This is a genomic window from Nocardiopsis listeri, from assembly GCF_020741345.1.
Classification (GTDB): Bacteria; Actinomycetota; Actinomycetes; order Streptosporangiales; family Streptosporangiaceae; genus Nocardiopsis; species Nocardiopsis listeri_A.
The window spans coordinates 1-20970 of sequence record NZ_DYZD01000276.1 but is presented as its reverse complement, the minus strand read 5'-3'; the positions used below and the strand labels follow the sequence as shown (position 1 = coordinate 20970).

Below are 20970 nucleotides of genomic sequence, written 5' to 3'. Positions count from 1 at the left end.
ACCGTGCGGCCCGTGGACCTGCTCGACGGCGAGGGGCTGGCCGCGTTGTTCACCCGCCTGCCCGAACCCGACTGAGTCCTTGGGGCCATGGGCAGTGACACGGTCAGCGCGCCCAGGGGCGAGTGCGACGTCGTGGCGTTGAAGAACGGCTCGTACCAGGACTGCGCGGTGACCGCTGTACCGGTGGCGCCGAGGAAGTAGGGCAGGTCCGGACTCATCGACCCCGCCACGAGCGCGGCGGGAACGAAGGGCGTCCGGAACAACGGAAGAACCGCCGAGGGGTGAGCGAAGGTCAACGGCACGGCGTCACCCTGGCAACCGGCGGAGCCCGTTCGAACGGAACCGACGGAGGCCCGATCGACCGCACTCGCGGGCGTGACCAGGGCCGCCGTCGTCGGGCCGAAGACCCGTGGCTACCGGGGCGTCTGGTCGACCTGGATGTCCCAGTCCACGTTGGAGTCGTCGACCGAGGTGGTCGTGATGGTCACGCCGTAGGTGTCGGCGCCGTCCACGAGGTCGCAGCGGATCTCTGCGCCGACCTCCGCGGGAAGGTCCTCGGAACAGGTGAAGGAGTCGGGGGTCTGGCCGACGACCTCCGTCAGTTCGGCGGACGACTGCTCGGCGACGTCGTCGGCGGGAACGGCGGCCGGTCCACCGAAGCTGAACGAGCAGCCCGCCAGGAGCAGGGGCAAGGCTCCGAGAGCCGCTACGGCGGTGATCCGATCACTGTGGACCTGGCGCATCGTGTCCTCCTTGGTTCTTCCGGGATGGGCCATACGAATCGACCCGAGAACCAGGGCCTTGGTTCCTGAAGCGGACATTTCGATGCGCGTTCGTGTTCTTGCGTTCCGCGTTCGCCCGGTCACCCGCGCCCGCGCAAGGTCGGCTGCCAAGGCCGTGTGGAAGCGTGCGGAGCGGCGGTGCCGTGAAAAGGTCACCGCCGCTCTCATCGCCTGTTCAGACCACGCCGAAGACGAACCCGCCGGGCGAGTCGATGTCGTCGCCGAACAGGTACTGACGGGCGGACGACACGAACTCCTCGCGGCTGATGTCGCCGTCTCCGTCGGTGTCCACGTGCGCGAACCGGGCTCGGGCGCCCGTCTCCTCGGCGCCCAGCGTCTTCGCGTAGACCAGGAACTCGGCCTCACTGATCCGGCCGTCCCCGTCGGCGTCCAGCAGGTCGAAGACGGCTTCGGCCACGGCCTCGGCCGCGTTGGAGCGGCTGCGGTCCTCCGAAGCGGCGTGCATGGCGCCCACGAACGAGTCCCGGTCCAGCCCACCGGTCCGGTCCCCGGAGAGATCGACCAGCTTGCGCCACAGGGACTCGTACGCGGCCTGGATCGCCCGGGCCCGGTCCTCATCGGCCTCCAGCCCGTAACCGGCGAGGTAGCGGTCCACGAGCCGTTGATAGTCGGCCCAGGTCACGGCCTTGTCGCCGTCGGTGTCCAGGACGTCGAACAGATCGCCGAACCGGGCGGCGATACGGGGGTTGGTGCTCACGCGGGTCTCCTCCGAATCAAGGGCGGGCCTTTCCCGCCCCTGTCGTCAGAGTGCCACGAGCTCCGAGTGGTTCCCCCTGCTCAGGCGGCGAGCAGGTCGTCGATCTGCCCGATCGCCGCGCTCATGCCCTCGTCCATGCCCATCTCGACCATCCGCTCCATGGCCTCGACGGACTCGAAGGTCGAGCGCAGGACCATGCGGGCGCCATCACCGTGTTCGCCGATCTCCAGGCGCATGGTGACCGTCGGCATGCCCCCGGCGTCCCCCGGCACCTCGCCGAACCCGTCCAGGAACTCCAAGGTCGTCGGCGGTTCCACCGAGCGGACGCGCCACCAGCCGGGATGCCGGTCGCCCTCCGGTCCCGTCATGTGGTAGGTGACGTCACCCCCGGGGGTGAACTCGTGCTTCTCCACGGTCGCGGGGTAGGTCGGCGGTCCCCACCATCGCTCCAACCGCCGAGGGTCCGCCCACAACTCCCACACCCGTTCCACACCGACGGGGAAGTCGCAGACCAGAGTGAGTGTGCGGTTCTCGAAGTCCTTGTCGACGCTGGTGACGCTCATCGGCTCGGTTCCTCTCAGCAACGTGCTCAGGTGCCGGACGCTTCGGTCTCGTCCTCGACCTCGCCCGGGTCCCGGGGTCCCTCGGTGATCAGCAGGGTCATGCGATCCACGCGTCCGCGCCAGAGGCCCTCGATCCGGTCGAGGGCGGCGCGGGCTCGGTGCAGGGCGTCGGGTTCGGTGCGAACGAGCTGTTCGCGCCCGCGACGCTCCTTGACGACCAGGCCGGCCCGTTCCAGCACCGCGACGTGTTTTTGCACCGCGGCGAAGCTCATCGGGTAGTCCTCGGCCAGCCTGGACACCGACAGGCGACCCTCCACGGAGCGGTGGAGGATGTCACGGCGGGTGGCGTCGGACAGCGCGTGGAACAACCGGTCCACGTGCTCGTTCTCGCCGGTCACATCAAATACAACCATTTGGTTGTAGGTTAACGTGTCACGTCCTGTACGTCCAGGTCCTATGGTCGAATTCGACAAGGATGTCCAGGACAAGGACGAGATATGGACGCACGCGCCTACATCGACGACCACAAGGACGAGTTCTTCAGCGCGCTCAAGGAGTGGCTGGCGATCCCCTCGATCTCCGCCGACCCCGCACACCACGAGGACGTGCGACGTTCGGCGGAGTGGCTCGCCGGTCACCTCACCGAGACCGGATTCCCAACGGTCGAGGTCTGGCAGACCCCCGGCCTGCCCGCCGTGTTCGCCGAATGGCCCGCCGCCGACCCGAACGCGCCCACCGTGCTGGTCTACGGCCACCACGACGTCCAGCCGGTCGACCCGCTCGACGAGTGGGAGACCGAACCGTTCGTCCCCACCGAACGCGGCACCTCCCTGTACGCGCGCGGCTCCTCCGACGACAAGGGCCAGGTGCTCTTCCACGCCCTGGGCGTGCGCGCGGCCCTGGCCGCCTCCGGAGCCGAGGCTCCGCCGGTCACGATCAAGCTGCTGGTCGAGGGCGAGGAGGAGTCCGGTTCGGTGCACTTCGCCGAGCTGATGAAGACCAACCGTGAACGTCTGGCCTGTGACGTCGCCGTCATCTCCGACACGACCATGTGGGCTCCCGACACCCCCTCCATGTGCGTGGGCATGCGCGGGGTCACCGACGTCGAGATCAACCTGTACGGGCCCGAACGCGACCTGCACAGCGGCTCCTTCGGCGGCGCCGTCCCCAACCCGCTCAAGATCATGAGCGACCTGCTCTCCGGGCTGCACGACGGCGACGACCGCGTCGCGATCCCCGGCTTCTACGACGGTGTCGTCGAGGCCAGTGAACAGGAGCGCGAACTCATCGCCCGGCTTCCCTTCGACGAGAAGGAGTGGCTGGCCACCGCCGCGTCCACCGCGGCCCGTGGTGAGAAGGGCTACAGCACCCTGGAGCGCGTCTGGCTGCGGCCCACCGCCGAGATCAACGGCATGTGGGGCGGCCACACCGGTGCCGGCGGCAAGACGATCGTCCCGCGCTCGGCGCACGCCAAGATCAGCTTCCGCCTGGTCCCCGGGCAGGAGCCCCTGACGATCCAGGACCGCGTCCGCGAGTACGTGGAGACCAACACCCCCGACGGTGTCCACGCCGAGCTGGAGTTCGGTGGTCCCGGCGTGCGCGCCTGCTCCTCCGACCTGTCCTCCACCGCCCTGAAGGCGGCCCGCGCCGCGATGGGCCGGGCCTTCGGCAAGGAGGTCCTCTTCACCCGCGAGGGCGGCAGCGGACCCGAGGCCGACATCGCCGACATCCTCCGGACCCCTCTGGTGTTCGTGGCCGTGGGCCTCAACGAGGACCGTATCCACGCCCCCAACGAGAAGGTCGAGATGCCGCTGCTGCTCAAGGGCGCCGAGAGCGCCGCCTACCTGTGGGAGGAACTGGGCAAGGGGGCCTGAGCCCGCCCAACGGTCGCACCCGCGCACTTCTCACCCGGAAGTGCGCGGGTTCATCCGTCGGGAGTGCGCGGCACCCCCGAACGCGTTACACCTGGTGTGTCGAGCACGATTACAGGAAGGCCCCATGGACTTCGACGCCGTACCCGCACTCTCCCGCGCCTCGGTCGACTCCGCCGGACACCGTCGAGGTGACGACGAGTGGCTGGCCAAGGCCTGGGCCGACACGAACACCCGAGTGCTGGTCCTGGAGGGCGGCGAACCCGGAAGCCACGGCTGGCAGGCGCTGCTGGCCAAGCAGTCCCGCGCCCTGGTCACCACCGGCCGGACCCGCGAACTCGTCCTCACCACACCCGAGCAGGCGCCCAAAGGGGAGCGCTACCTCCTGGGCAGCGACGGAGAACGCGCGTACTTCGCGGTGCGCTCCGACCAGGAGCTGACCGCCAACCCGGTCGCCGAACCCGCCTCGTTGCGCGAGGTCGGCGCGGTCCTCGACGACCACGACACCGGCCTGTTCACCCGGGCCATCGCCCTGGCCAACTGGAACGCCACCCACGGCTTCTGCCCCCGTTGCGGTTCCCGCACCCGGATCGAGAAGGCCGGGCACGTACGGGTCTGCGAGGAGGAGGGCACCGAGCAGTTCCCCCGGATGGATCCGGCGGTGATCATGCTGGTGCACCGTGAACGCGACGGTCGGGACGAGGCGCTGCTGGGCCACAACCCGAACTGGGACGCCCGACGCTTCTCGGTGCTGGCAGGGTTCGTCGACGCGGGGGAGTCCCTGGAACAGGCGGTCGTCCGCGAGGTCGCCGAGGAGACCGGCGTGATCGTGGAGGATCCTCGCTACCTGTCGTCCCAGCCCTGGCCGTTCCCGCGCAGCCTCATGGTGGGCTACACCGCGCGCGCGGTGGGGGAGACCACGGCCACCGACGACGAGATCTCCGAGGTCCGCTGGTTCACCCGTCCCGAACTCGCGGCCGCCGCGGAGGCCGGCGAGGTGATCCTGCCCGGACGCGTCTCCATCGCCCGCACCCTCATCGAGCACTGGTTCGGGGGTCGTCTGCCCGGCGGCTGGTAGCCCCGAACACGCTGAAGCCGCGGACCGTCCATCCCCCGTATCGGACGGTCCGCGGTGCACCACCCCCGGTGGGCCGGCCCGATCGGACCGGAGACCAAGATCAGATCTGGCCGAGCTCGTCCGGAAGGACGGTCAGCGGGCTGGTGCTGCTCTCCACCACGTCTCGGGCCAGGTCGGCGACCTTGCGCCCACGCGAACGCGCCGAGGAGCGCAGCCGCTCGAACGCCTCGCGCGGCGGCATCGTGTGCCGCTCCGCCAGAACGCCGATCGCCTGCTCCACCACCACACGGGAGTGCAGCGCGTGCTCCAACTGCGCGATGGTGTGCTTCAGGCGGTCCACCTCCGAGGCCCCCTCGGGCGCCCGACCCGGCGCCTGGGCACGGGGGCGTGGGCCCCCGGCCTCCGAGGTGAGCAGGTCCGCCAGGACCATCGCGCTGATCAGATCCGGGGCGTCGTGGCGGCTCTGTCCACCGCCCACGCGCCACCCGTGCGGGGTGCGTCGCACCACTTCGGCGTCCACCGTGTCGGTGGTCGCAATGTCATGAGGCCTCACGTCGTCCCCCAACTCCACACTCCCCGTCATGTACAGGATTGCCGGTGTCGACCGGGCCGCCCTGGACCGGGGTGCGTTCGCCCTGAGGGAGGGCTCCCCGTCGCGCGGGCCGCGTGGGGCGGCCCGCGCCGTCGGTCCTAGGCCAGCTCGGCCAACTTCTTCTTCACCTGAGCGAGCGACGGGTTGGTCATCGCCGAGTCGTCGCTGAAGACCAGGGTGGGGACGGTCTGGTTCCCACCGTTGACCTTCGAGACGAGTTCCGCGGCCTCCGGGTGCTCCTCGATGTTCACCTCTCGGCCGGTGATGCCCTCCCGGGAGAGCTGGCTCTTGAGCCGCTTGCAGTAGCCGCACCAGGGGGTGGTGTACATCGTGAATCGCTCGGTACCGGTACTCGTCATCTCGCTCACGTCTTTTCCGCGTCGACTGCCATGGTTCGGGAAGATCCCGATGGTTCCAACACCGGGGAACCCGAGCCGCTTCCCATGGCGGTTCGACACAACGTGGGACGCCTCACAGGCGCGACTGGTTCTGGAATGTGTCACTCGGTTCGTTCGGCCTGTTCAGGGTGGGGCCGTGGACGATCGGCTCCGGTGGGCGCCGATACTTGAGAGACTGTCCGCCCAGACCCACCCGTCCGACCAGATTCAGGAGCACCATGGACCCCGACCGCGTCCTGGAGGGACTGGACCCGGAACAGACCGAGGCGGCACGCGCGCTGCGCGGCCCCGTGTGCATCCTGGCGGGTGCCGGTACGGGCAAGACCCGGGCCATCACGCACCGGATCGCATACGCCGTGGCCGGTGGGGTCGTCGCCGAACAGCAGGTCCTCGCGGTCACCTTCACCGCGCGCGCCGCCGGTGAGATGCGAGGACGACTCCGCGCCCTGGGCGCGCCCAGGGTTCAGGCCCGCACCTTCCACGCGGCGGCCCTGCGTCAGCTCTCCTTCTTCTGGCCACAGGTGGTCGGCGGGGAAAAGCCCACCCTGATCGACAGCAAGATCAAGGTGGTGGCGCGCGCCGCCAACGCCGTGGGACTACAACCGGACCGGACCGGGCTGCGCGACCTCGCCAGTGAGATCGAGTGGGCCAAGGTCACGCAGGTGCGCGCCGGCGACTACGACAAGGCCATCGTCAAGGCCGGCCGGCAGGCCCCCATGCCGGCGGTCGAGGTCGCCCGGGTCTTCGAGGCGTACGAGGAGTTGTGCCGCGAGCGCAACCTGCTCGACTTCGAGTCCATGCTCGAACTCACCGCGGGAATGATCAACGAGTACCCCGCCATCGCCCAACGAGTCCGTGACCAGTACCGATACTTCGTCGTCGACGAGTTCCAGGACGTCAACCCACTGCAGAAACTCCTCCTGGACGCCTGGCTCGGCGACCGCGACGACCTGTGCGTGGTCGGCGACCCCAGCCAGACCATCTACTCCTTCGCCGGCGCCACCCCCGGCTACCTCACCGGGTTCGGCGACCGCTTCCCGCACGCCACCGTGGTACGGCTGGTCCGCGACTACCGGTCCACCCCCCAGGTCGTTCGCGTGGCCAACCACGTGATCGGCCAGGCCAAGGGCACGGCCGCGACCGACCACCTCACCCTTCGGGCACAGCGCCCCGACGGGCCGGACCCGATCTACCAGGAGTACGACGACGAGCTCGCCGAGGCCACCGGGGTCGCCCGCAAGATCAGTGTCCTGCTGGAGGAGGGGACGCCCGCGAGCGAGATCGCGGTCCTGACGCGGATCAACTCCCAGTCCGCCGCATACGAGCAGGCGCTGAGCGACCAGAACGTGCCCTTCACCGTGCGCGGCAGCACCCGTTTCTTCGAGCGTCCCGAGATCCGGCAGGCCGTCCACACCCTGCGCGGGGCCCGACAGGGCGCCGCCGACGAGCAGGGCGAACCCCTGGTGCGAACCGTGCGCCACCTGCTGTCCCAGATGGGGCTCACCGAGACCGCGCCCGAGGGCCGTCAGGCCCGAGAACGCTGGGAGTCGCTCTCGGCACTGGCCCAGCTGGCCGAGGACATGGCGGCCAAGTCCGGCCCCGGTGGGCGGTCCGCGACCATGGCCGACTTCGTCGACGAGCTCGAGACGCGCATGGCCACCGAACACGCGCCCGGATTCGAGGGGGTCACCATCGCCTCCCTGCACGCCGCCAAGGGCCTGGAATGGGACGCGGTGTTCCTGGTCGGACTGACCGAGGGCATGATGCCCATCATCTACGCCGAGAGCGACGACGAGGTCGAGGAGGAGCGCCGGCTGTTCTACGTGGGCGTCACCCGTGCCCGTGAACACCTGGCGATGTCCTGGTCTTTGGCGCGCTCACCCGGAGGTCGTAAGACCCGTAAGCCCTCGCGGTTCCTCGACGGGTTGCGGCCCGCCTCGCCCTCCACCGGCGGGCGTCGGGACCGACGCAAGGGCGGGGTGATGCGCTGTCGGGTGTGTTCCAACACGCTCACCGACGTCACCGAGCGCAAACTCGGACGTTGTGTGGACTGTCCCTCCACCTACGACGAGGCGTTGCTGGAACGGATGCGCGACTGGCGGCGCCGAACCGCGCAGGAGCAGAAGGTCCCCGCCTACGTGATCTTCACCGACGCCACCCTGCAGGCCATCGCCGAACAGGAGCCCGGCAGCGTGTCCCAGCTCTCCTCGGTCTCCGGGGTCGGCGCGGTGAAACTGGATCGCTACGGTGAGGCGGTGCTCGCGCTCGTGGCGGGCGACGAACCGGAGGGTCCGACTTCCGATGACGGAGAGGAAGAGGATGAGTGACGGCTTCGACGTCGGCCATGGCGGGCAGTCCCTGGCCCAGCTGCTGAGGGTCCTGGACCTGGAGCGGATCGAGGACAACATCTTCCGGGGGATCAGCCCGGAGGAGGGACCCCAACGGGTCTTCGGTGGTCTGGTCGCGGGTCAGGCCCTGGTGGCGGCGGGCCGGACGGTGCCCGCCGAGCGGTACGTGCACTCCCTGCACGCCTACTTCATCCGGCCGGGCGATCCGTCGGTGCCTATCGTCTACGAGGTCGACCGGGTCCGCGACGGTCGCTCCTTCACCACTCGCAGGGTGGTGGCCATCCAGCACGGCAAGGCGATCTTCACGTTGTCGGCCTCCTTCCACAAGGAGGAACCCGGGCTGGACCACCGGATCCCGATGCCGGACGTGCCGCCGCCCGAGGAGCTGTCGAGCACCCGGGAACGGCTGCGCGAGGCATTCGGCAAGGTGCCGAACTTCGTCCAGTGGCACCCCATCGAGATGCGGCCGGTGGGCGCGATGTCCTTCGAGGCCGAACGCGACCCGGAGCTGCGGACCGCCACCAACCCGGTGTGGTTCAAGGTCGACGGCAGGTTGCCCGACGACCGGCTCACCCAGGTGTGCCTGATGACCTATGCCTCCGACATGACGCTGCTGGACACCGTCCTGCTCCGGCACGGGCGTTCGTTCGCCGGCATCGCCATGGCCAGCCTGGACCACGCCATGTGGTTCCACCGCCCCTTCCGCGCCGACGAGTGGCTCTTGTACGCGCAGGAGTCCCCGACCGCCCAGGGCGCGAGGGGTCTGGCCCGAGGCCTGGTGTACACCCGCGACGGACAGCTCGTCTGCTCGGTCGTGCAGGAGGGGATGATCCGCGTCGTCGACGCCGAGGGTTGGTCCTGACCGATAGGACCGCTCGGTGGGTCGGGGCGGCTACCAGGTGGTATGTGTCGGATGGGGTCCGGAAGGGGTGCGTGAACAAACTCCGGTCCTTTGTCATTCCGTGGAGGTTCTGGCCGGATGCGGACGTTTTCCCAGGTCAAAAATGGGTTGCCGTCTTCTGCCCGGCGACCGTAGTGTGTACAACGTCGCAATGACCGCTCTCGGTGCAGGTGCAAGACCCTGTACCCGACTTTGAAGGAGGTGCCCGATCTGATGATGACGAAGAACCAGGAGACCACCGGTCTCGCAACCGCTTGGCAGTTGTTCTCGCCGTCCTTCCGCCCGGGTGCCGACCTGAGCGGTGACGCCTTCGAGCGCGCCTTCGGTGGCGACCGTATGAACACCCCGGGCGGCATGGCCGCCTCTGGCGCGGGCCTGCTCAGTGGCATTCCCGTGTTCGAGGGGACCAGTGTGTCCGAACCCGGTGTCATCGGCGCCCTGTGCGACGAGTCCGGACTTGCCCTTGATCGCGGCAAGTTCACCGGTGGCATCCACGCCCTGAACGAAACCCGGCGCCGTTACGGCGCTCTGGGGGAGTGTCCACGGAGGACACCGGCCTAGCCGGCGTTCCACTCCGTGGCCGCGGACCCCAGTAAAGGGGCCCGCGGCTTTCTTTGTATCTCCGTCAGACCCTCCGTCCCCAAGGGGCGGGGAGTGGACGGCGACATCGCAGAGTCCAGGTCCCTCACCGGACCGGTTCCGGTGACCGAACACCGACCGCGTTGTACGAACGATCAAAGATCTTGGAGGGCACCGATGCTTGCGTCGGTCCTGGTAACGCCCCAGCTGGGTGAGGTCGCTATCCCTTGCCGTCGAGAGCCGGACCTGTTCTTCGCGGAGGCCCCCGCCGATGTGGAGGCGGCGAAGGCCATCTGCGGGGACTGTCCCATCAAGGAGCAGTGCCTGGCGGACGCCCTGGAGCGGGGTGAGCCGTGGGGCGTCTGGGGCGGGCAGCTGCTCGTCTCCGGCCAGGTGGTGGCGCGCAAGCGCCCGCGTGGTCGTCCCCGCAAGAACCCGGCCCCCGTCGCGGCCTGAGGCCACGACGACCTCGTCCCACGAAGAACGTACGACCGAGAAGGACTCGAAGAGCGATGATGCAGGAACTCATGCGAATGGTGGAGCGGACCGAGCAGGAGCCGCACGAGCACCAGCTCAGAAGGATCGGCGCCCGACAGCTGCGCGCCCGCCAGCGGGAGGAGCGCCGAGCGGAGGAAGCGATCATGGAAATCGCGTGGTCGCGGCTATGTTGACGCCGGCGCACGCGGTGACTCGGTGAACGCGACCGGGCGGTCCCCTGAACTCGGGAGACCGTCCGGTCTCGTTTCGATAACCAAAATGCCGATCGGCGCGAATCCCGGCGGGGTCGTGTGCGCTCTCTCACCGCCGCGGAAGGGGCCTGGCCAGGGCAGAACGTGCTACACCGTGGCGCTTCCCGCCCCGGGCGGTGACCCGGACATCGGGTCGACTCGCTGACATATCGGAACACGGCACACCTGTTCGGAAACGCTCCTCTGGGCTACCGTAAACTTCGTGCCCTCGAACACCAAAGTCGAGGTACGACGCAGTCCTCGTCGCCGACGTACCGTGTCGGCCTACCGGGACGGGGACACCACGGTCGTCCTCGTGCCCGCGACGTTCTCCCGCGCAGAGGAAAAGCGCTGGGTGGACCAGATGCTGCGGAAACTCGAGGCGAAGGAGGGGCGGCGCCGTCGCGGCGACCGCGAACTCCACGAACGCGCCGTCGAACTCGCCGAACGCTACCTCGGCCGGAGCCGACTCCCCGACACCGTTCGCTGGGTCGACAACCAGAACACCCGCTGGGGTTCGTGCACCCCGGACACCCGCACCATCCGCATCTCCCGCCGCGTCGCCGGCATGCCCTCATGGGTGGTCGACTACGTGCTCGTGCACGAACTCGCCCACCTGCACATCCCGCACCACGGTCGGGACTTTTGGGAACTGGTGCGCCGGTACCCCAAGGCCGACCGGGCTCGCGGCTACCTGGAGGGTTACAGTGCGGGCAGCCGTTCCGAGGGTTGTGCCCACGCGGTCGAGGACGACGACCTCGAAGACGACGAGGTCGCCTTCGAGGAGTAGCCCCGCCGGGTCGCTCAGCCGTCGACGGCCGCGCCGGCCGTCCTCATCTCGCGGTACGACCGCGCCAGGAGGTACCCGCCGGCCAGCAACAACGCGCCGAACACCAGGATGACGTAGGTCGTCGTACCGCTCCAGGAACCGGAGACCGCCGCACGGCCGGTCACCGCGAGCAGGAGCAGGGCCAAGAACGCGCAGACGAGCTGCGCGGCACGGAACGAACGACGCGTGTGTCCGTACCTGATGCGGGCCGCCTCACGTGTGCCGACCCGACCGGCCCGCTCGTCGAAGAGCAGTTCCCGGGCCGCCATGCGCAGCCGCCGGTAGAACAGGTGGGCCACGAGTCCGCCGGCCAGGGCGACGATGGTGAACAGGGACATGTCACGACCTCGGGGGTGGGTCGGCCTCAGGGGTGGACGGGGCCGTGCGCCGTCACGGCGGCGACCGCGGCGGCGACCAGGTCGCGCACCGAGTCGTCGGTGGGTTCGGGTGGGTCCGTGACCGGGAACCAGCCCAGATCCGCGGACTCATCGGGGTCGCGCACCAGCACGGCGTCGTCGGGGGCCACCGCGGCGAACTGCACGTCGAGGTGGAGGCTTCCGCCCCCGCAGGGCACCGAGTGCCGGTCCAGGCGGACCGGTTCGGGCAGCACGGTGATCCCGGCGATGCCGGACTCCTCCGTGGCCTCACGCAGCGCGGCACCGACCATGGTGGTGTCGTGGCCCTCACAGTGACCGCCGGTCTGCAACCACATCCGGTGGATCCGGTGCAGGACCAACGCGACCCGTGAGCCGTCGGCGGAGAGGATCGCCGCGCTCGCCGTCAGGTGCCCGGGCAGGCAGGTGCGCCACATGGCGTCGTCGTGGGACTCCAGGTGCGCCAGGTAGGAGGCGCGCAGCTCCTCCTGCCCGGCGTCGGGGGCGGCCCAGGCGGTCAGTACCGCCCGGGCGTCCTCGTGAAGGCTCACTCGCCGCCCTTCTCGTCCTGGTCCTCGTCGCCCGGCTTGGACCTCTCGGTCCCGTCAGGGTCGGTCAGCGACGAGATGTCGAAGTCGACCCCCTCGTCGGAGCCACCGTTCACGAAACCGTTCGGGTCGTCCAGGTCGTCACCGGAGGGCATCAGGTCCGGGTGCTGCCACACGGCATCGCGCCCTTCGACCCCTCGGGCCTCCTCCAGCGCGCTCCAGAGCGCCCCGGCCTCGCGCAGCCGACGTGGACGCAGTTCCAGGCCGACCAGTGCGGCGAACGTGTGCTCGGCGGGGCCACCGGTGGCGCGACGGCGCCGGGTGGTCTCGGCGAGCGCACCGGCCTGCGGAAGTCGTCCGTCCACGGCCTTGGCGACCACGGTCGCCACCCAGCCCTCGATCAGTGCCAGGGTGGTCTCCAGACGGCCCAGGGCGGCCTTCTGCTGCGGGGTGTCCTCCGGCTGGAGCAGCCCCTCGGCGCCCATGCCGCCGGACATCATCTCCTGGATCGCCTCGGGATTGGTGAGATCGATCTCCCCGAGCTTGTCCTCCAGGCCGCTGACGTCGTAGGACATCCCCGCGGCGTACTCCTCGACCAGGCGCGACAGGTGCGATCGCAGCCACGGCACGTGCGAGTACAGGCGGTGCACGGCGGCCTCGCGGGCGGCGAGGTACAGGCGGACCTCGTCGGCGGGGATCTCCAGGCCCTCGCTGAACTTCTCCACCCCGGAGGGCAGCAGCGCGGCGTTGCCCTCACCGGCGAGCGGCAGGCCGATGTCGGAGGTTCCGATCACCTCCTGGGCGAGCCCGCCGATGGCCTGACCGGCCTGTTGGCCGACCATCATGCCGCCCATCTGCTGGATCATGCCGAGCAGAGGACCGGCCATGGAGGCCATCTCCTCGGGCAGGTTCTGCCCCATGGCCTGGACCGTCTTGGCGGTCAGCGGGTCGCACAGCTGCGCCCACGTGGCCATCGTCTTCTCGATCCACTCCGACCGACTCCAGGCCTGAGCGGTCTGGATCCCCGAGGGGAGGTCGGTAGCCTGGTCGAGCCACAGGTCGGCGAGGCGAAGGGCCTCCTCGATCCGTGCGTAGTCGGCGGGCGGCACACTCGGGTCCCCGATCTGGGACACGCTGTGCCGCGCGATGTTCTTGGCCATGTCCCAGTTGATGCCGGACGTCGAGGACGTCGCGGACTCCCCGGCGGGGCCGGGGGAGGGCTGGGACGACATCATGTCCGCGAACTGGCGGAGCATGTCGGCCATCTGTTGCGGATTCCCGAACGGGAACCCGTCCGGTGTTCCGGAGTCCCCCCCGCCCGGGCGGCCGCTGCCGGCACCCGAGCCGGAGTCGCCTGAACGGCGTCCGGACTCGTCATCGGGATCGTTCGGCATGCTGAAACCGAAAGGCAGGTCGCTCACAATCAGACCTCAGGCAGGATTAGGTTTGGTCTCCACTGTCACGTTAGCTGGGAGTCGCCCGGAGTGAATACCGAAAGCAGCCAGGTTCGCCCAGAGCACAGCTCCCCGGGACGGTCGGGAACGGTGGTCGCCGTCACCGGTGCCGCCACCGGGGTCGGCCGGCTTCTCGTGCAACGCCTGGCCGCGCCAGAAGGTTCCATCCGGGCCCGCGAGATCATCGCGATCGACCAGGAGTTCGCCGACCTGCGCGATGTCACCTGGCGGATCGCCGACGTCTGCGATCCGGGGCTGGTGTCCCGGTTGGAGGGCATCGACGTCCTCGTGCACACCGCCGACGACCGTTCCCTGGACACCAAGCCGGCGCGTCGGCGCGAACACAACATCCTGGCGGCCCAGACCGTACTGACCGCCGCGGCCGCCTCGGGTGTCCCCAGGGTCGTCCTCGTCACCAGCAGCATGGTCTATGGAGCGACGCCGGACAACCCCGTCCCGCTGCCAGAGGACTCCGGTCGTTTGTCGGACAACAGCGAGGGCCTGATGGGCGACTTCGCCGCGGTGGAGGAACTGGCCGAACGGGCCCGCCGCGCGCACCCGGGCCTGACGGTGACCGTCGTGCGCCCCGCGCCACTGGTCGGGCCGGAGCTCGACACGCTCCTGAGTCGACACTTCGCCGCGCCCCGACTGCTCACCGTCAAGGGCCACGAACAGCACTGGCAGTTCTGCCACGAGGACGACCTGGCCTCCGCGCTCGCCTTCTGCGCCCTGAACGGCGTGACGGGACGCGACGGCGTGGTCGCCGTGGCCTCCGAGGGGACCCTGACACAGGGGGAGGTCGAGGCGATCGCCGAGATGAAGCACTTCGAGGTCACCGCCAACCTCGCCTTCGGTGCGGTGCGTCGCCTGCACCAGGCCCGCATCACCCCGGCCGCCGCCGGTGAGATCAAGTTCCTGGTCTATCCGTGCGTGGTGGACTGCACCTCCTTGCGCGAGGCCGGCTGGAAGCCGACGCACGACGGCGAGTCGACCCTGCGGGTGCTGCTGGAGTCCAGCAGGGGCAAGCACGCCATCGCCGGGCGCACCCTCGGTCGCAAGGAGGCCACCATCACCGCCGCCGCCGGCGCGGCGGGCGCGGCCGCCGCGACCATCGGAACCGTCGCCGCCATCCGTCACCTGCGCAAGCGCGGGAAGGGCTGACCCGCGGTTCTCCCGGTCGGAGCCGCGTACGCGCACCTTCCGCATGGTCCGTCCGCACCGGTCACGGCACGTGCGAACGTCGCGTGCACCCCACCGATTGATACGGTTCACCTGTGGAAGAGATCACTCTCGCGGCAGTTCGCGAAACACCCCTGTCCGTCGACGAGGTCCTCGCGGCGGTGACCCACCCCCGGGCCGGCGGCACCGCCGTCTTCATCGGGACCGTGCGCGACCACGACCACGGTCGTGACGTGGCCGCCCTGTCCTACTCCGCGCACCCCACCGTCGAGGCCCGCCTGCGCGAGGTGATGGAGAAGGTGCTGAGCGACACCACCGTCCCGGGGCGCCCCGTCGTACGGATGGCCGCCGCCCACCGGGTCGGAGATCTGGAGATCGGTGACCTCGCCGTCGTCGTCGCGGCCTCCGCCGAGCACCGGGAAGAGGCCTTCGCGGCCTGCCGGCGCCTCATCGACGACCTCAAGGCACAGGTGCCCATCTGGAAGAACCAGGCCTTCCAGGACGGCGAGACCGAATGGGTCGGCTCACCCTGAACCATCGCCCCTGACCGCTTCCGAAGCCCCCGTCCCCGCCGCCCGGACGCTCGTGCCCGGGCGCCCTCGAGTCGACAGGGGACGAACACCGGAGGTATCCGAGGGGCTCTAAGGTATGCACATGCTTCGTCGTGCCATGACCCTTGTCGCCGCACTCGTCCTGCTTGCCGGGCTCGGGTACGGGAGTCTCCTGCTGCCCATGCCCTACCTGGTCGCGGCGCCGGGCGTCACCCTGAACACGCTCGGGGAACAGGAGGGCGGGGAGCCGATCATCGGCATCGAGGGCGCCGACGACTACGAGCACGACGGTTCGCTGTCCATGGTGACCGTGCAGTACGCGGGCGGACCCGACCACCGCCTCAACCTCTTCACCCTCGTCACGGCGTGGCTCTCGCCCAGCCAGGCGGTCCTGCCCGAGGAACTGCTGTTCCCCGCGGGGCGCTCCCAGGAGGAGGTGACCGAGCGGCAGACCGTCCAGATGAACGACTCCCAGACCGACGCGACCGCCGCCGCCCTCAACCAGCTCAACATCGACTACGAGGCGATCCCGCTGGTCGCCGAGGCCGTCGAGGACATGCCGGCGGAGGGCGTCGTCGAGTCCGGTGACCGCGTCCTGGCGGTGGACGGCGAGCCCGTCCCCACCGGCACCTCCGGTGACGACAAGGAACAACTCGTCGGCAGCGCCTTCGTGGTCGAACACGTCGGCGACCGTGGGGTGGGCGAGCCGGTCGAACTGCTCTTGGAGCGTGACGGCGAGGAGGTCGAGGTCGAGATCGAGACCGTCGAGGGAGAGAGCGGTGCCGCCGCCGTCGGCATCCTCATCGCCGACGACATGGACTTTCCCGTCGACATCGACATCAGCGTCGGGGAGATCGGTGGACCCAGCGCGGGCATGATGTTCGCGCTCGGGATCATCGACCGCCTCAGCGAGGAGAGCATCACCGGCGGCGCCCAGGTGGCCGGCTCCGGAACCATCACCTCCGACGGCCGGGTCGGTGGCATCAGCGGCATCCCACAGAAGATGGTCAGCGCCCAGCGCGACGGCGCCGAGTACTTCTTCGTGGCCGCCGAGAGTTGCTCCCAGGTCGCCCAGTCCGCCGCCTACGGGGAACTGGACGTGGTGCGCGTCGAGACGCTCACCGACGCCATGGGCGCCCTGGAGACCATCCGCGAGGGCGGCGACGACCTCCCCCGTTGCGATTAGCGCGAGGTCGCACGACGTGAAAGGGCCCCCGACACCGTCCGGCGTTGGGCGGGGGTGAGCGTGCTGCTCGCTCTCATGGGACTGCTCCCTGGTTGATGGAACTGGATTTTCCAGTCCAACTTCCAGGGAGCAGTTCAGGAGCAGTTCAGTGTGCGGGGCCCTTGCGCGTCCGCCCGCTCGGCCAGGGGAACCGCCGGTGGCCGGGTGGTCCGAAGCGCCGGCGAAAGGACCGGGCAGAACAGGACCTCAGCCCTCGTCGAGGTCCAGGGTGAGGGCGAGGGCGGAGGTCAGCGCCGGGATCAGGTCGGGGCCGTTGAGCACCTCGTCCTCACTGTCGTGCCCGCGCATCCGCATGGCGCAGTGCCGGGAGCCGTCGCGCAGCACCCCCGCCACCATGCGGATCTCCTCGGTCTCCTTGCCGGAAGTGGTGGGGTCCTCGTCGGCGGCCAGGGTCTCGTCCGACCCCTTCACCACCAAACGCTCCATGACCAGGGCACAGCCGGCCACGCCCTCGGGCCACAGGATGCTGCCCAACGCCTCCTCCAATGGGACGTCAGGAGGCAGTTCCTCCTGCTCGACCGGGGTCAGCTCGTTCGGGTCGGCGGGGGAATCGATCCCCAACAGACTCGCCAGAGCGGGTTCCGCTGCCAGCAGCTCACTGGTCGGGACCAGGGCGTACAGCCCCAGAGGGCGATCCCAACCCTGTTCGGCTGCGTGGCGTTCCAGGTCCATGACGGCTTCGCGAATGTTCGACACGTTTCCATGGTGGCCGATGTGGGAGCCTCGCCGCGCCCGTTCACGGCCAGTAGGGTCGCAGGGGTGCCGTCCGTTTGCGACTCCGATACACCAACGATGCAGGCTTGTCACCCGCCGAGGGGCGATTTCGGGAACCTGGCGGCCACCGAATAAGTTCTCAACATAGAGCGCCACACGCGCACCGACCACACCTACCAAGCCAGAACGAGGGGGAGGCGTGAGCTTCCGATCGCCCGGCGCACCACCTGCGCGTATGCCTCGCCGATCAAGGTTGCTCGCGCCAGTCGCGGCGACCGTGGTCGTCATCATCGCGGGGCTGATGCTCGCCGCGAACTTCTGGACCGACTTCAAGTGGTTCAGCTCCGTCGGCTACACCAATGTCTTTCTGACCGAGCTGTGGACCCGGGTCCTACTGTTCGCGGTCGCGGCACTCGTGATGGCCGTCATCGTCGGTGTCAGCATCTTCTTCGCCTACAGGGCCAGGCCGGGCATCCGGCCGATGAGCCTGGAACAACAGGGGCTGGACCGCTACCGGCAGTCCATCGACCCGCACCGCAAGCTCTTCTTCTGGATCGCCATCGGCGCCCTGGCGCTGCTGTCCGGCGCCGCGGCGAGCGGTGACTGGCGCTCCTACCTGCAGTTCGTGAACGGCGTGGACTTCGGTGTCGCCGACCCCGAGTTCGGCATCGACATCGCTTTCTTCGCGTTCACCTACCCGTTCCTGCGGATCCTGCTGGGTTACATGTACGCGGCGGTCATCCTGGCGTTCATCGCCGCGGTGATCGTGCACTACCTGTACGGCGGCGTCCGCCTGCAGAACGACTCCGGTCAGCGCGCCACCCCCGCGGCCCGGGTGCACCTTTCGGTGCTGCTCGGCATCTTCGTGCTGCTGCGCGCCGGTTCCTACTGGCTGGACCGTTACGGACTGGTCTTCTCCAACCGCGGGTACACGTTCGGTGCCTCCTACACCGACGTCAACGCCGTCAAGACCGCCCTCACCATCCTCACCGTCATCTCGGTGATCTGCGCGGTCCTGTTCTTCGCCAACATCGCCTTCAAGAACACGATGATCCCGGTGGCCTCCCTCGGCCTGCTGGTCCTCTCGGCGGTGGTCGTCGGCACGGCCTACCCGGAGATCGTCCAGCGCTTCCAGGTCAACCCCAACGAGCAGCGCCTGGAAAGCCCCTACATCGAACGCAACATCGAGAGCACGCGTGAGGCGTACGGGGTCGCCGACACCGAGGTGATCGACTACGACGCCACCACGGAGCTCACCCCGCAGGAGCTCGCGGCCGAGGCCGACACCATTCCCAGCGTGCGTCTGGCCGACCCGGCCGTGGTCTCGCAGACCTTCCAGCAGATGCAGCAGGTCCGTGGCTTCTACCAGTTCCCGGACGTGCTGGAGGTCGACCGCTACCCGGACGCCGACGGCAACCTGATCGACACGATCGTCGCCGTCCGTGAGCTGGACGGTCCTCCCTCGGACCAGGACAACTGGCTGAACCGGCACCTGATCTACACGCACGGCTTCGGCATGGTCGCCGCCGCCGGCAACCTGATCGACGACGAGGGCCGCCCGGTCTTCACCGAGTACAACATCCCGCCGCGCGGTGAGTTGAGCGAGGTCGCGGGCGAGTACGAGCCGCGGATCTACTACGGTCGCGAGGGCGCCGACTACGTCATCGTCCAAGCCGAGGAGGAGTACGACTTCCCCCTCGACGCCGAGAACGAGGAGCCGGAGGTTCCCACCCTCGAGGACGCGGTGGAGTCCAGCCCGGACGCCGACGAGGCGCGTGCGCCCGCCGAGAACGAGGGCGGCGAGGAGAGCCCCGCCGAGGACGCGGAGGGCGCCGAGGAGGGCTCCCAGGAGGGCGGAGAGGGCGGTTCGCAGCAGTACAACCGCTACGACGGTGACGGTGGCGTGCCACTGAACAACTTCTTCGACCGCATCCTGTTCGCGATCAAGTACCAGGAAACGAGCATCCTGCTCAACAGCGCGATCACCAGTGACTCGCGGATCCTCTTCGACCGTGACCCGCTGGACCGCGTCGAGAAGGTCGCGCCGTTCCTGACCGTGGACAGCCGCCCCTATCCGGCCGTGGTCGACGGCAAGATCCAGTGGATCGTCGACGGGTACACCACCTCCGACGGTTACCCCTACGCCAACCGGATCGACTTCACCCAGGCGGTGACCGACACCTTCACCGATGGTTCCGCGCAGCAGGTCGGCGCGCTTCCCGGCAACGAGGTCAACTACATCCGCAACTCGGTGAAGGCCACCGTCGACGCCTATGACGGCACCGTCACCCTGTACGGCTGGGACGAGGAGGACCCCGTCCTGAAGACCTGGGAGGACGCCTTCCCGGGCACGATCGTCGACAAGGACGAGATGAGCGACGAGCTCGTCCAGCACCTGCGCTACCCGGACGACCTGTTCAAGGTGCAGCGCGAGATCATGCGCGAGTACCACGTCACCGACGCCGCGTCCTACTACGGTGGTCAGGACTTCTGGTCGGTTCCCGACGACCCGACCCAGGAGGGGGAGGTCTCCGAGCCGCCCTACCGCCAGACCATCAACTTCCCGGGTTCGGAAGAGGCGAGCTTCTCGCTGACCAGCACGTTCGTGCCGCGTGGCCGTGAGAACCTGGCCGCCTTCATGGCGGTGGACAGCAACCCCGAGTCCGACGACTACGGCCAGCTACAGCTGCTGGAGCTGCCCCGCAGCACCGTGATCTTCGGCCCCGGGCAGGTGCAGAACGCGTTCGACTCCGACGCCGACGTGCGTGAGGTCCTGCTCCCGCTGGAGCAGTCCAACGCCGAGGTGACGCGAGGCAACCTGTTGACCCTGCCGTTCGCCGGTGGTCTGCTCTACGTGGAGCCCCTCTACGTGCAGGCCGGTGGCGGCGGAGCGGCGTCCTTCCCGCTGCTCCAGCAGGTCATGGTCGGCTTCGGTGAAGAGGTCGCCATCGGCAGCAACCTCCAGGACGCCCTGAACAACCTGTTCGAGGGCGGCGAAGGGCCGCTGCCGGACCCGGATGAGGGCACCGAGGACGAGGATCCGTCCGAGGGCGACTCCGACACCGGCTCCGGGAGCGACTCCGACCTCACCGAGGCCCTCAACGAGGCCGTCGAGGCGTGGGAAGAGGCCCAGGAGAACAGCGACGAGGCCAACGAGCGTCTGCGTGAGGCCCTCGAGGCTCTCGAGGACGCCGCGGGCGACTAGCCGCGAAGTCGAGGGCCGCAAGGCTTCGACGAGGCGTTGACGAGCGGGGCGGGTACCTTCGGGGCCCGCCCCGTCGGCTTCGGCGGGGAGGGTGTCCCGGGTCTCCGTGAGCCGATTTGGTGTTGTCCCCCCAAGCACGCTAATCTGAAGACACAACAACGCGGGGTGGAGCAGTTCGGTAGCTCGCTGGGCTCATAACCCAGAGGTCGCAGGTTCAAATCCTGTCCCCGCTACCAAGGAAACACCGGGTGGAGAAATCCACCCGGTGTTTTTTCGTATACGGCCTATTCGACGGCGAAGCGACGCCGTTCC

General features: G+C 69.1%; 23 protein-coding genes and 1 tRNA gene. 13 read left to right on the top strand and 11 right to left on the bottom strand.

What is annotated here, in order from left to right; genetic code table 11:
• The 5 genes from K8V84_RS14835 to K8V84_RS14815 form a co-directional block, all read right to left on the bottom strand.
• A partial coding sequence (locus K8V84_RS14835; protein ID WP_304075175.1) for a DUF4184 family protein occupies positions 1-302 on the bottom strand: 302 nt, incomplete at its 3' end.
• 111 nt (positions 303-413) lie between these two features.
• Positions 414-743, bottom strand: coding sequence for a DUF4333 domain-containing protein (locus tag K8V84_RS14830; protein ID WP_304075173.1), 330 nt, complete (start codon positions 741-743; stop codon positions 414-416).
• 214 nt (positions 744-957) lie between these two features.
• Positions 958-1500: an EF-hand domain-containing protein gene (locus K8V84_RS14825; protein WP_304075171.1), complete on the bottom strand. Its 543-nt coding sequence runs from the start codon at positions 1498-1500 to the stop codon at positions 958-960.
• A gap of 80 nt (positions 1501-1580) precedes the next feature.
• On the bottom strand, positions 1581-2063 hold the full coding sequence (locus tag K8V84_RS14820) for an SRPBCC domain-containing protein (protein WP_304075169.1): 483 nt from the start codon (positions 2061-2063) through the stop codon (positions 1581-1583).
• 26 nt (positions 2064-2089) lie between these two features.
• Positions 2090-2476 (bottom strand): metalloregulator ArsR/SmtB family transcription factor, encoded by a 387-nt coding sequence (locus tag K8V84_RS14815; protein ID WP_304075167.1) that lies wholly within the window; start codon positions 2474-2476, stop codon positions 2090-2092.
• 84 nt (positions 2477-2560) lie between these two features.
• Between K8V84_RS14815 and K8V84_RS14810 the strand changes: the two genes are divergently transcribed.
• On the top strand, positions 2561-3937 hold the full coding sequence (locus tag K8V84_RS14810) for a dipeptidase (RefSeq protein ID WP_304075164.1): 1377 nt from the start codon (positions 2561-2563) through the stop codon (positions 3935-3937).
• 124 nt (positions 3938-4061) lie between these two features.
• The gene (nudC, locus tag K8V84_RS14805) at positions 4062-5012 is read left to right on the top strand and encodes an NAD(+) diphosphatase (protein WP_304075163.1); all 951 of its coding nucleotides are present in this window, start codon (positions 4062-4064) and stop codon (positions 5010-5012) included.
• Positions 5013-5112: 100 nt separating this feature from the next.
• On the opposite strand, the gene K8V84_RS14800 is transcribed toward nudC, so the two are convergent.
• Positions 5113-5532 (bottom strand): ANTAR domain-containing protein, encoded by a 420-nt coding sequence (locus tag K8V84_RS14800; RefSeq protein ID WP_304075161.1) that lies wholly within the window; start codon positions 5530-5532, stop codon positions 5113-5115.
• A 170-nt stretch (positions 5533-5702) separates the two neighbouring features.
• Positions 5703-5963 (bottom strand): mycoredoxin, encoded by a 261-nt coding sequence (locus K8V84_RS14795; protein WP_067605958.1) that lies wholly within the window; start codon positions 5961-5963, stop codon positions 5703-5705.
• 257 nt (positions 5964-6220) lie between these two features.
• On the opposite strand from K8V84_RS14795, the gene K8V84_RS14790 reads away from it, so the two are divergent.
• The 6 genes from K8V84_RS14790 (at position 6221) to K8V84_RS14765 (ending at position 11348) form a co-directional block, all read left to right on the top strand.
• Positions 6221-8329 carry an ATP-dependent DNA helicase UvrD2 gene (locus K8V84_RS14790; protein WP_304075158.1) on the top strand — a complete coding sequence of 703 codons (2109 nt, stop codon included), beginning with the start codon at positions 6221-6223 and terminating at the stop codon, positions 8327-8329.
• Entirely contained in the window at positions 8322-9212 is an 891-nt protein-coding gene (tesB, locus tag K8V84_RS14785) for an acyl-CoA thioesterase II (protein WP_304075156.1), read from the top strand. The genes K8V84_RS14790 and tesB overlap by 8 nt, the downstream gene beginning before the upstream one ends.
• 252 nt (positions 9213-9464) lie before the next feature.
• A complete protein-coding gene (locus K8V84_RS14780; RefSeq protein WP_304075155.1) occupies positions 9465-9812 on the top strand; it encodes a hypothetical protein in 348 nt (115 codons plus the stop codon).
• A gap of 195 nt (positions 9813-10007) precedes the next feature.
• Positions 10008-10286, top strand: a complete 279-nt coding sequence (locus tag K8V84_RS14775; RefSeq protein ID WP_304075153.1) for a WhiB family transcriptional regulator — start codon at positions 10008-10010, stop codon at positions 10284-10286.
• Between the two features lie 56 nt (positions 10287-10342).
• Entirely contained in the window at positions 10343-10501 is a 159-nt protein-coding gene (locus K8V84_RS14770) for a hypothetical protein (RefSeq protein ID WP_304075151.1), read from the top strand.
• Positions 10502-10781: 280 nt separating this feature from the next.
• Positions 10782-11348: a M48 family metallopeptidase gene (locus K8V84_RS14765; protein ID WP_304075148.1), complete on the top strand. Its 567-nt coding sequence runs from the start codon at positions 10782-10784 to the stop codon at positions 11346-11348.
• Positions 11349-11362: 14 nt separating this feature from the next.
• On the opposite strand, the gene K8V84_RS14760 is transcribed toward K8V84_RS14765, so the two are convergent.
• The 3 genes from K8V84_RS14760 to K8V84_RS14750 are packed head-to-tail and all read right to left on the bottom strand — an operon-like array spanning position 11363 to position 13730.
• Positions 11363-11725, bottom strand: a complete 363-nt coding sequence (locus tag K8V84_RS14760; RefSeq protein ID WP_304075146.1) for a hypothetical protein — start codon at positions 11723-11725, stop codon at positions 11363-11365.
• A 26-nt stretch (positions 11726-11751) separates the two neighbouring features.
• Positions 11752-12312: an NUDIX hydrolase gene (locus tag K8V84_RS14755; protein ID WP_304075144.1), complete on the bottom strand. Its 561-nt coding sequence runs from the start codon at positions 12310-12312 to the stop codon at positions 11752-11754.
• Positions 12309-13730 carry a zinc-dependent metalloprotease gene (locus K8V84_RS14750; RefSeq protein WP_304075142.1) on the bottom strand — a complete coding sequence of 474 codons (1422 nt, stop codon included), beginning with the start codon at positions 13728-13730 and terminating at the stop codon, positions 12309-12311. Before K8V84_RS14750 ends, K8V84_RS14755 begins: the two co-directional genes overlap by 4 nt.
• Before the next feature lie 123 nt (positions 13731-13853).
• On the opposite strand from K8V84_RS14750, the gene K8V84_RS14745 reads away from it, so the two are divergent.
• From K8V84_RS14745 to K8V84_RS14735, 3 genes are all read left to right on the top strand, one after another.
• Positions 13854-14924 carry an NAD-dependent epimerase/dehydratase family protein gene (locus tag K8V84_RS14745; RefSeq protein WP_304075139.1) on the top strand — a complete coding sequence of 357 codons (1071 nt, stop codon included), beginning with the start codon at positions 13854-13856 and terminating at the stop codon, positions 14922-14924.
• A 113-nt stretch (positions 14925-15037) separates the two neighbouring features.
• A complete protein-coding gene (locus tag K8V84_RS14740) occupies positions 15038-15475 on the top strand; it encodes a molybdenum cofactor biosynthesis protein MoaE (protein WP_304075138.1) in 438 nt (145 codons plus the stop codon).
• 136 nt (positions 15476-15611) lie between these two features.
• Entirely contained in the window at positions 15612-16679 is a 1068-nt protein-coding gene (locus K8V84_RS14735; protein ID WP_304075177.1) for a PDZ domain-containing protein, read from the top strand.
• Between the two features lie 246 nt (positions 16680-16925).
• Here the strand turns inward: K8V84_RS14735 and K8V84_RS14730 are convergent, their stop codons facing one another.
• Positions 16926-17435, bottom strand: coding sequence for a PPA1309 family protein (locus K8V84_RS14730; protein WP_304075137.1), 510 nt, complete (start codon positions 17433-17435; stop codon positions 16926-16928).
• Positions 17436-17688: 253 nt separating this feature from the next.
• On the opposite strand from K8V84_RS14730, the gene K8V84_RS14725 reads away from it, so the two are divergent.
• Together K8V84_RS14725 and K8V84_RS14720 are read left to right on the top strand one after the other, a co-directional pair.
• Positions 17689-20658 carry a UPF0182 family protein gene (locus K8V84_RS14725; RefSeq protein ID WP_304075134.1) on the top strand — a complete coding sequence of 990 codons (2970 nt, stop codon included), beginning with the start codon at positions 17689-17691 and terminating at the stop codon, positions 20656-20658.
• A 159-nt stretch (positions 20659-20817) separates the two neighbouring features.
• Positions 20818-20894: transfer RNA gene (locus K8V84_RS14720), tRNA-Met, on the top strand.
• Positions 20895-20970 lie beyond the last annotated feature (76 nt).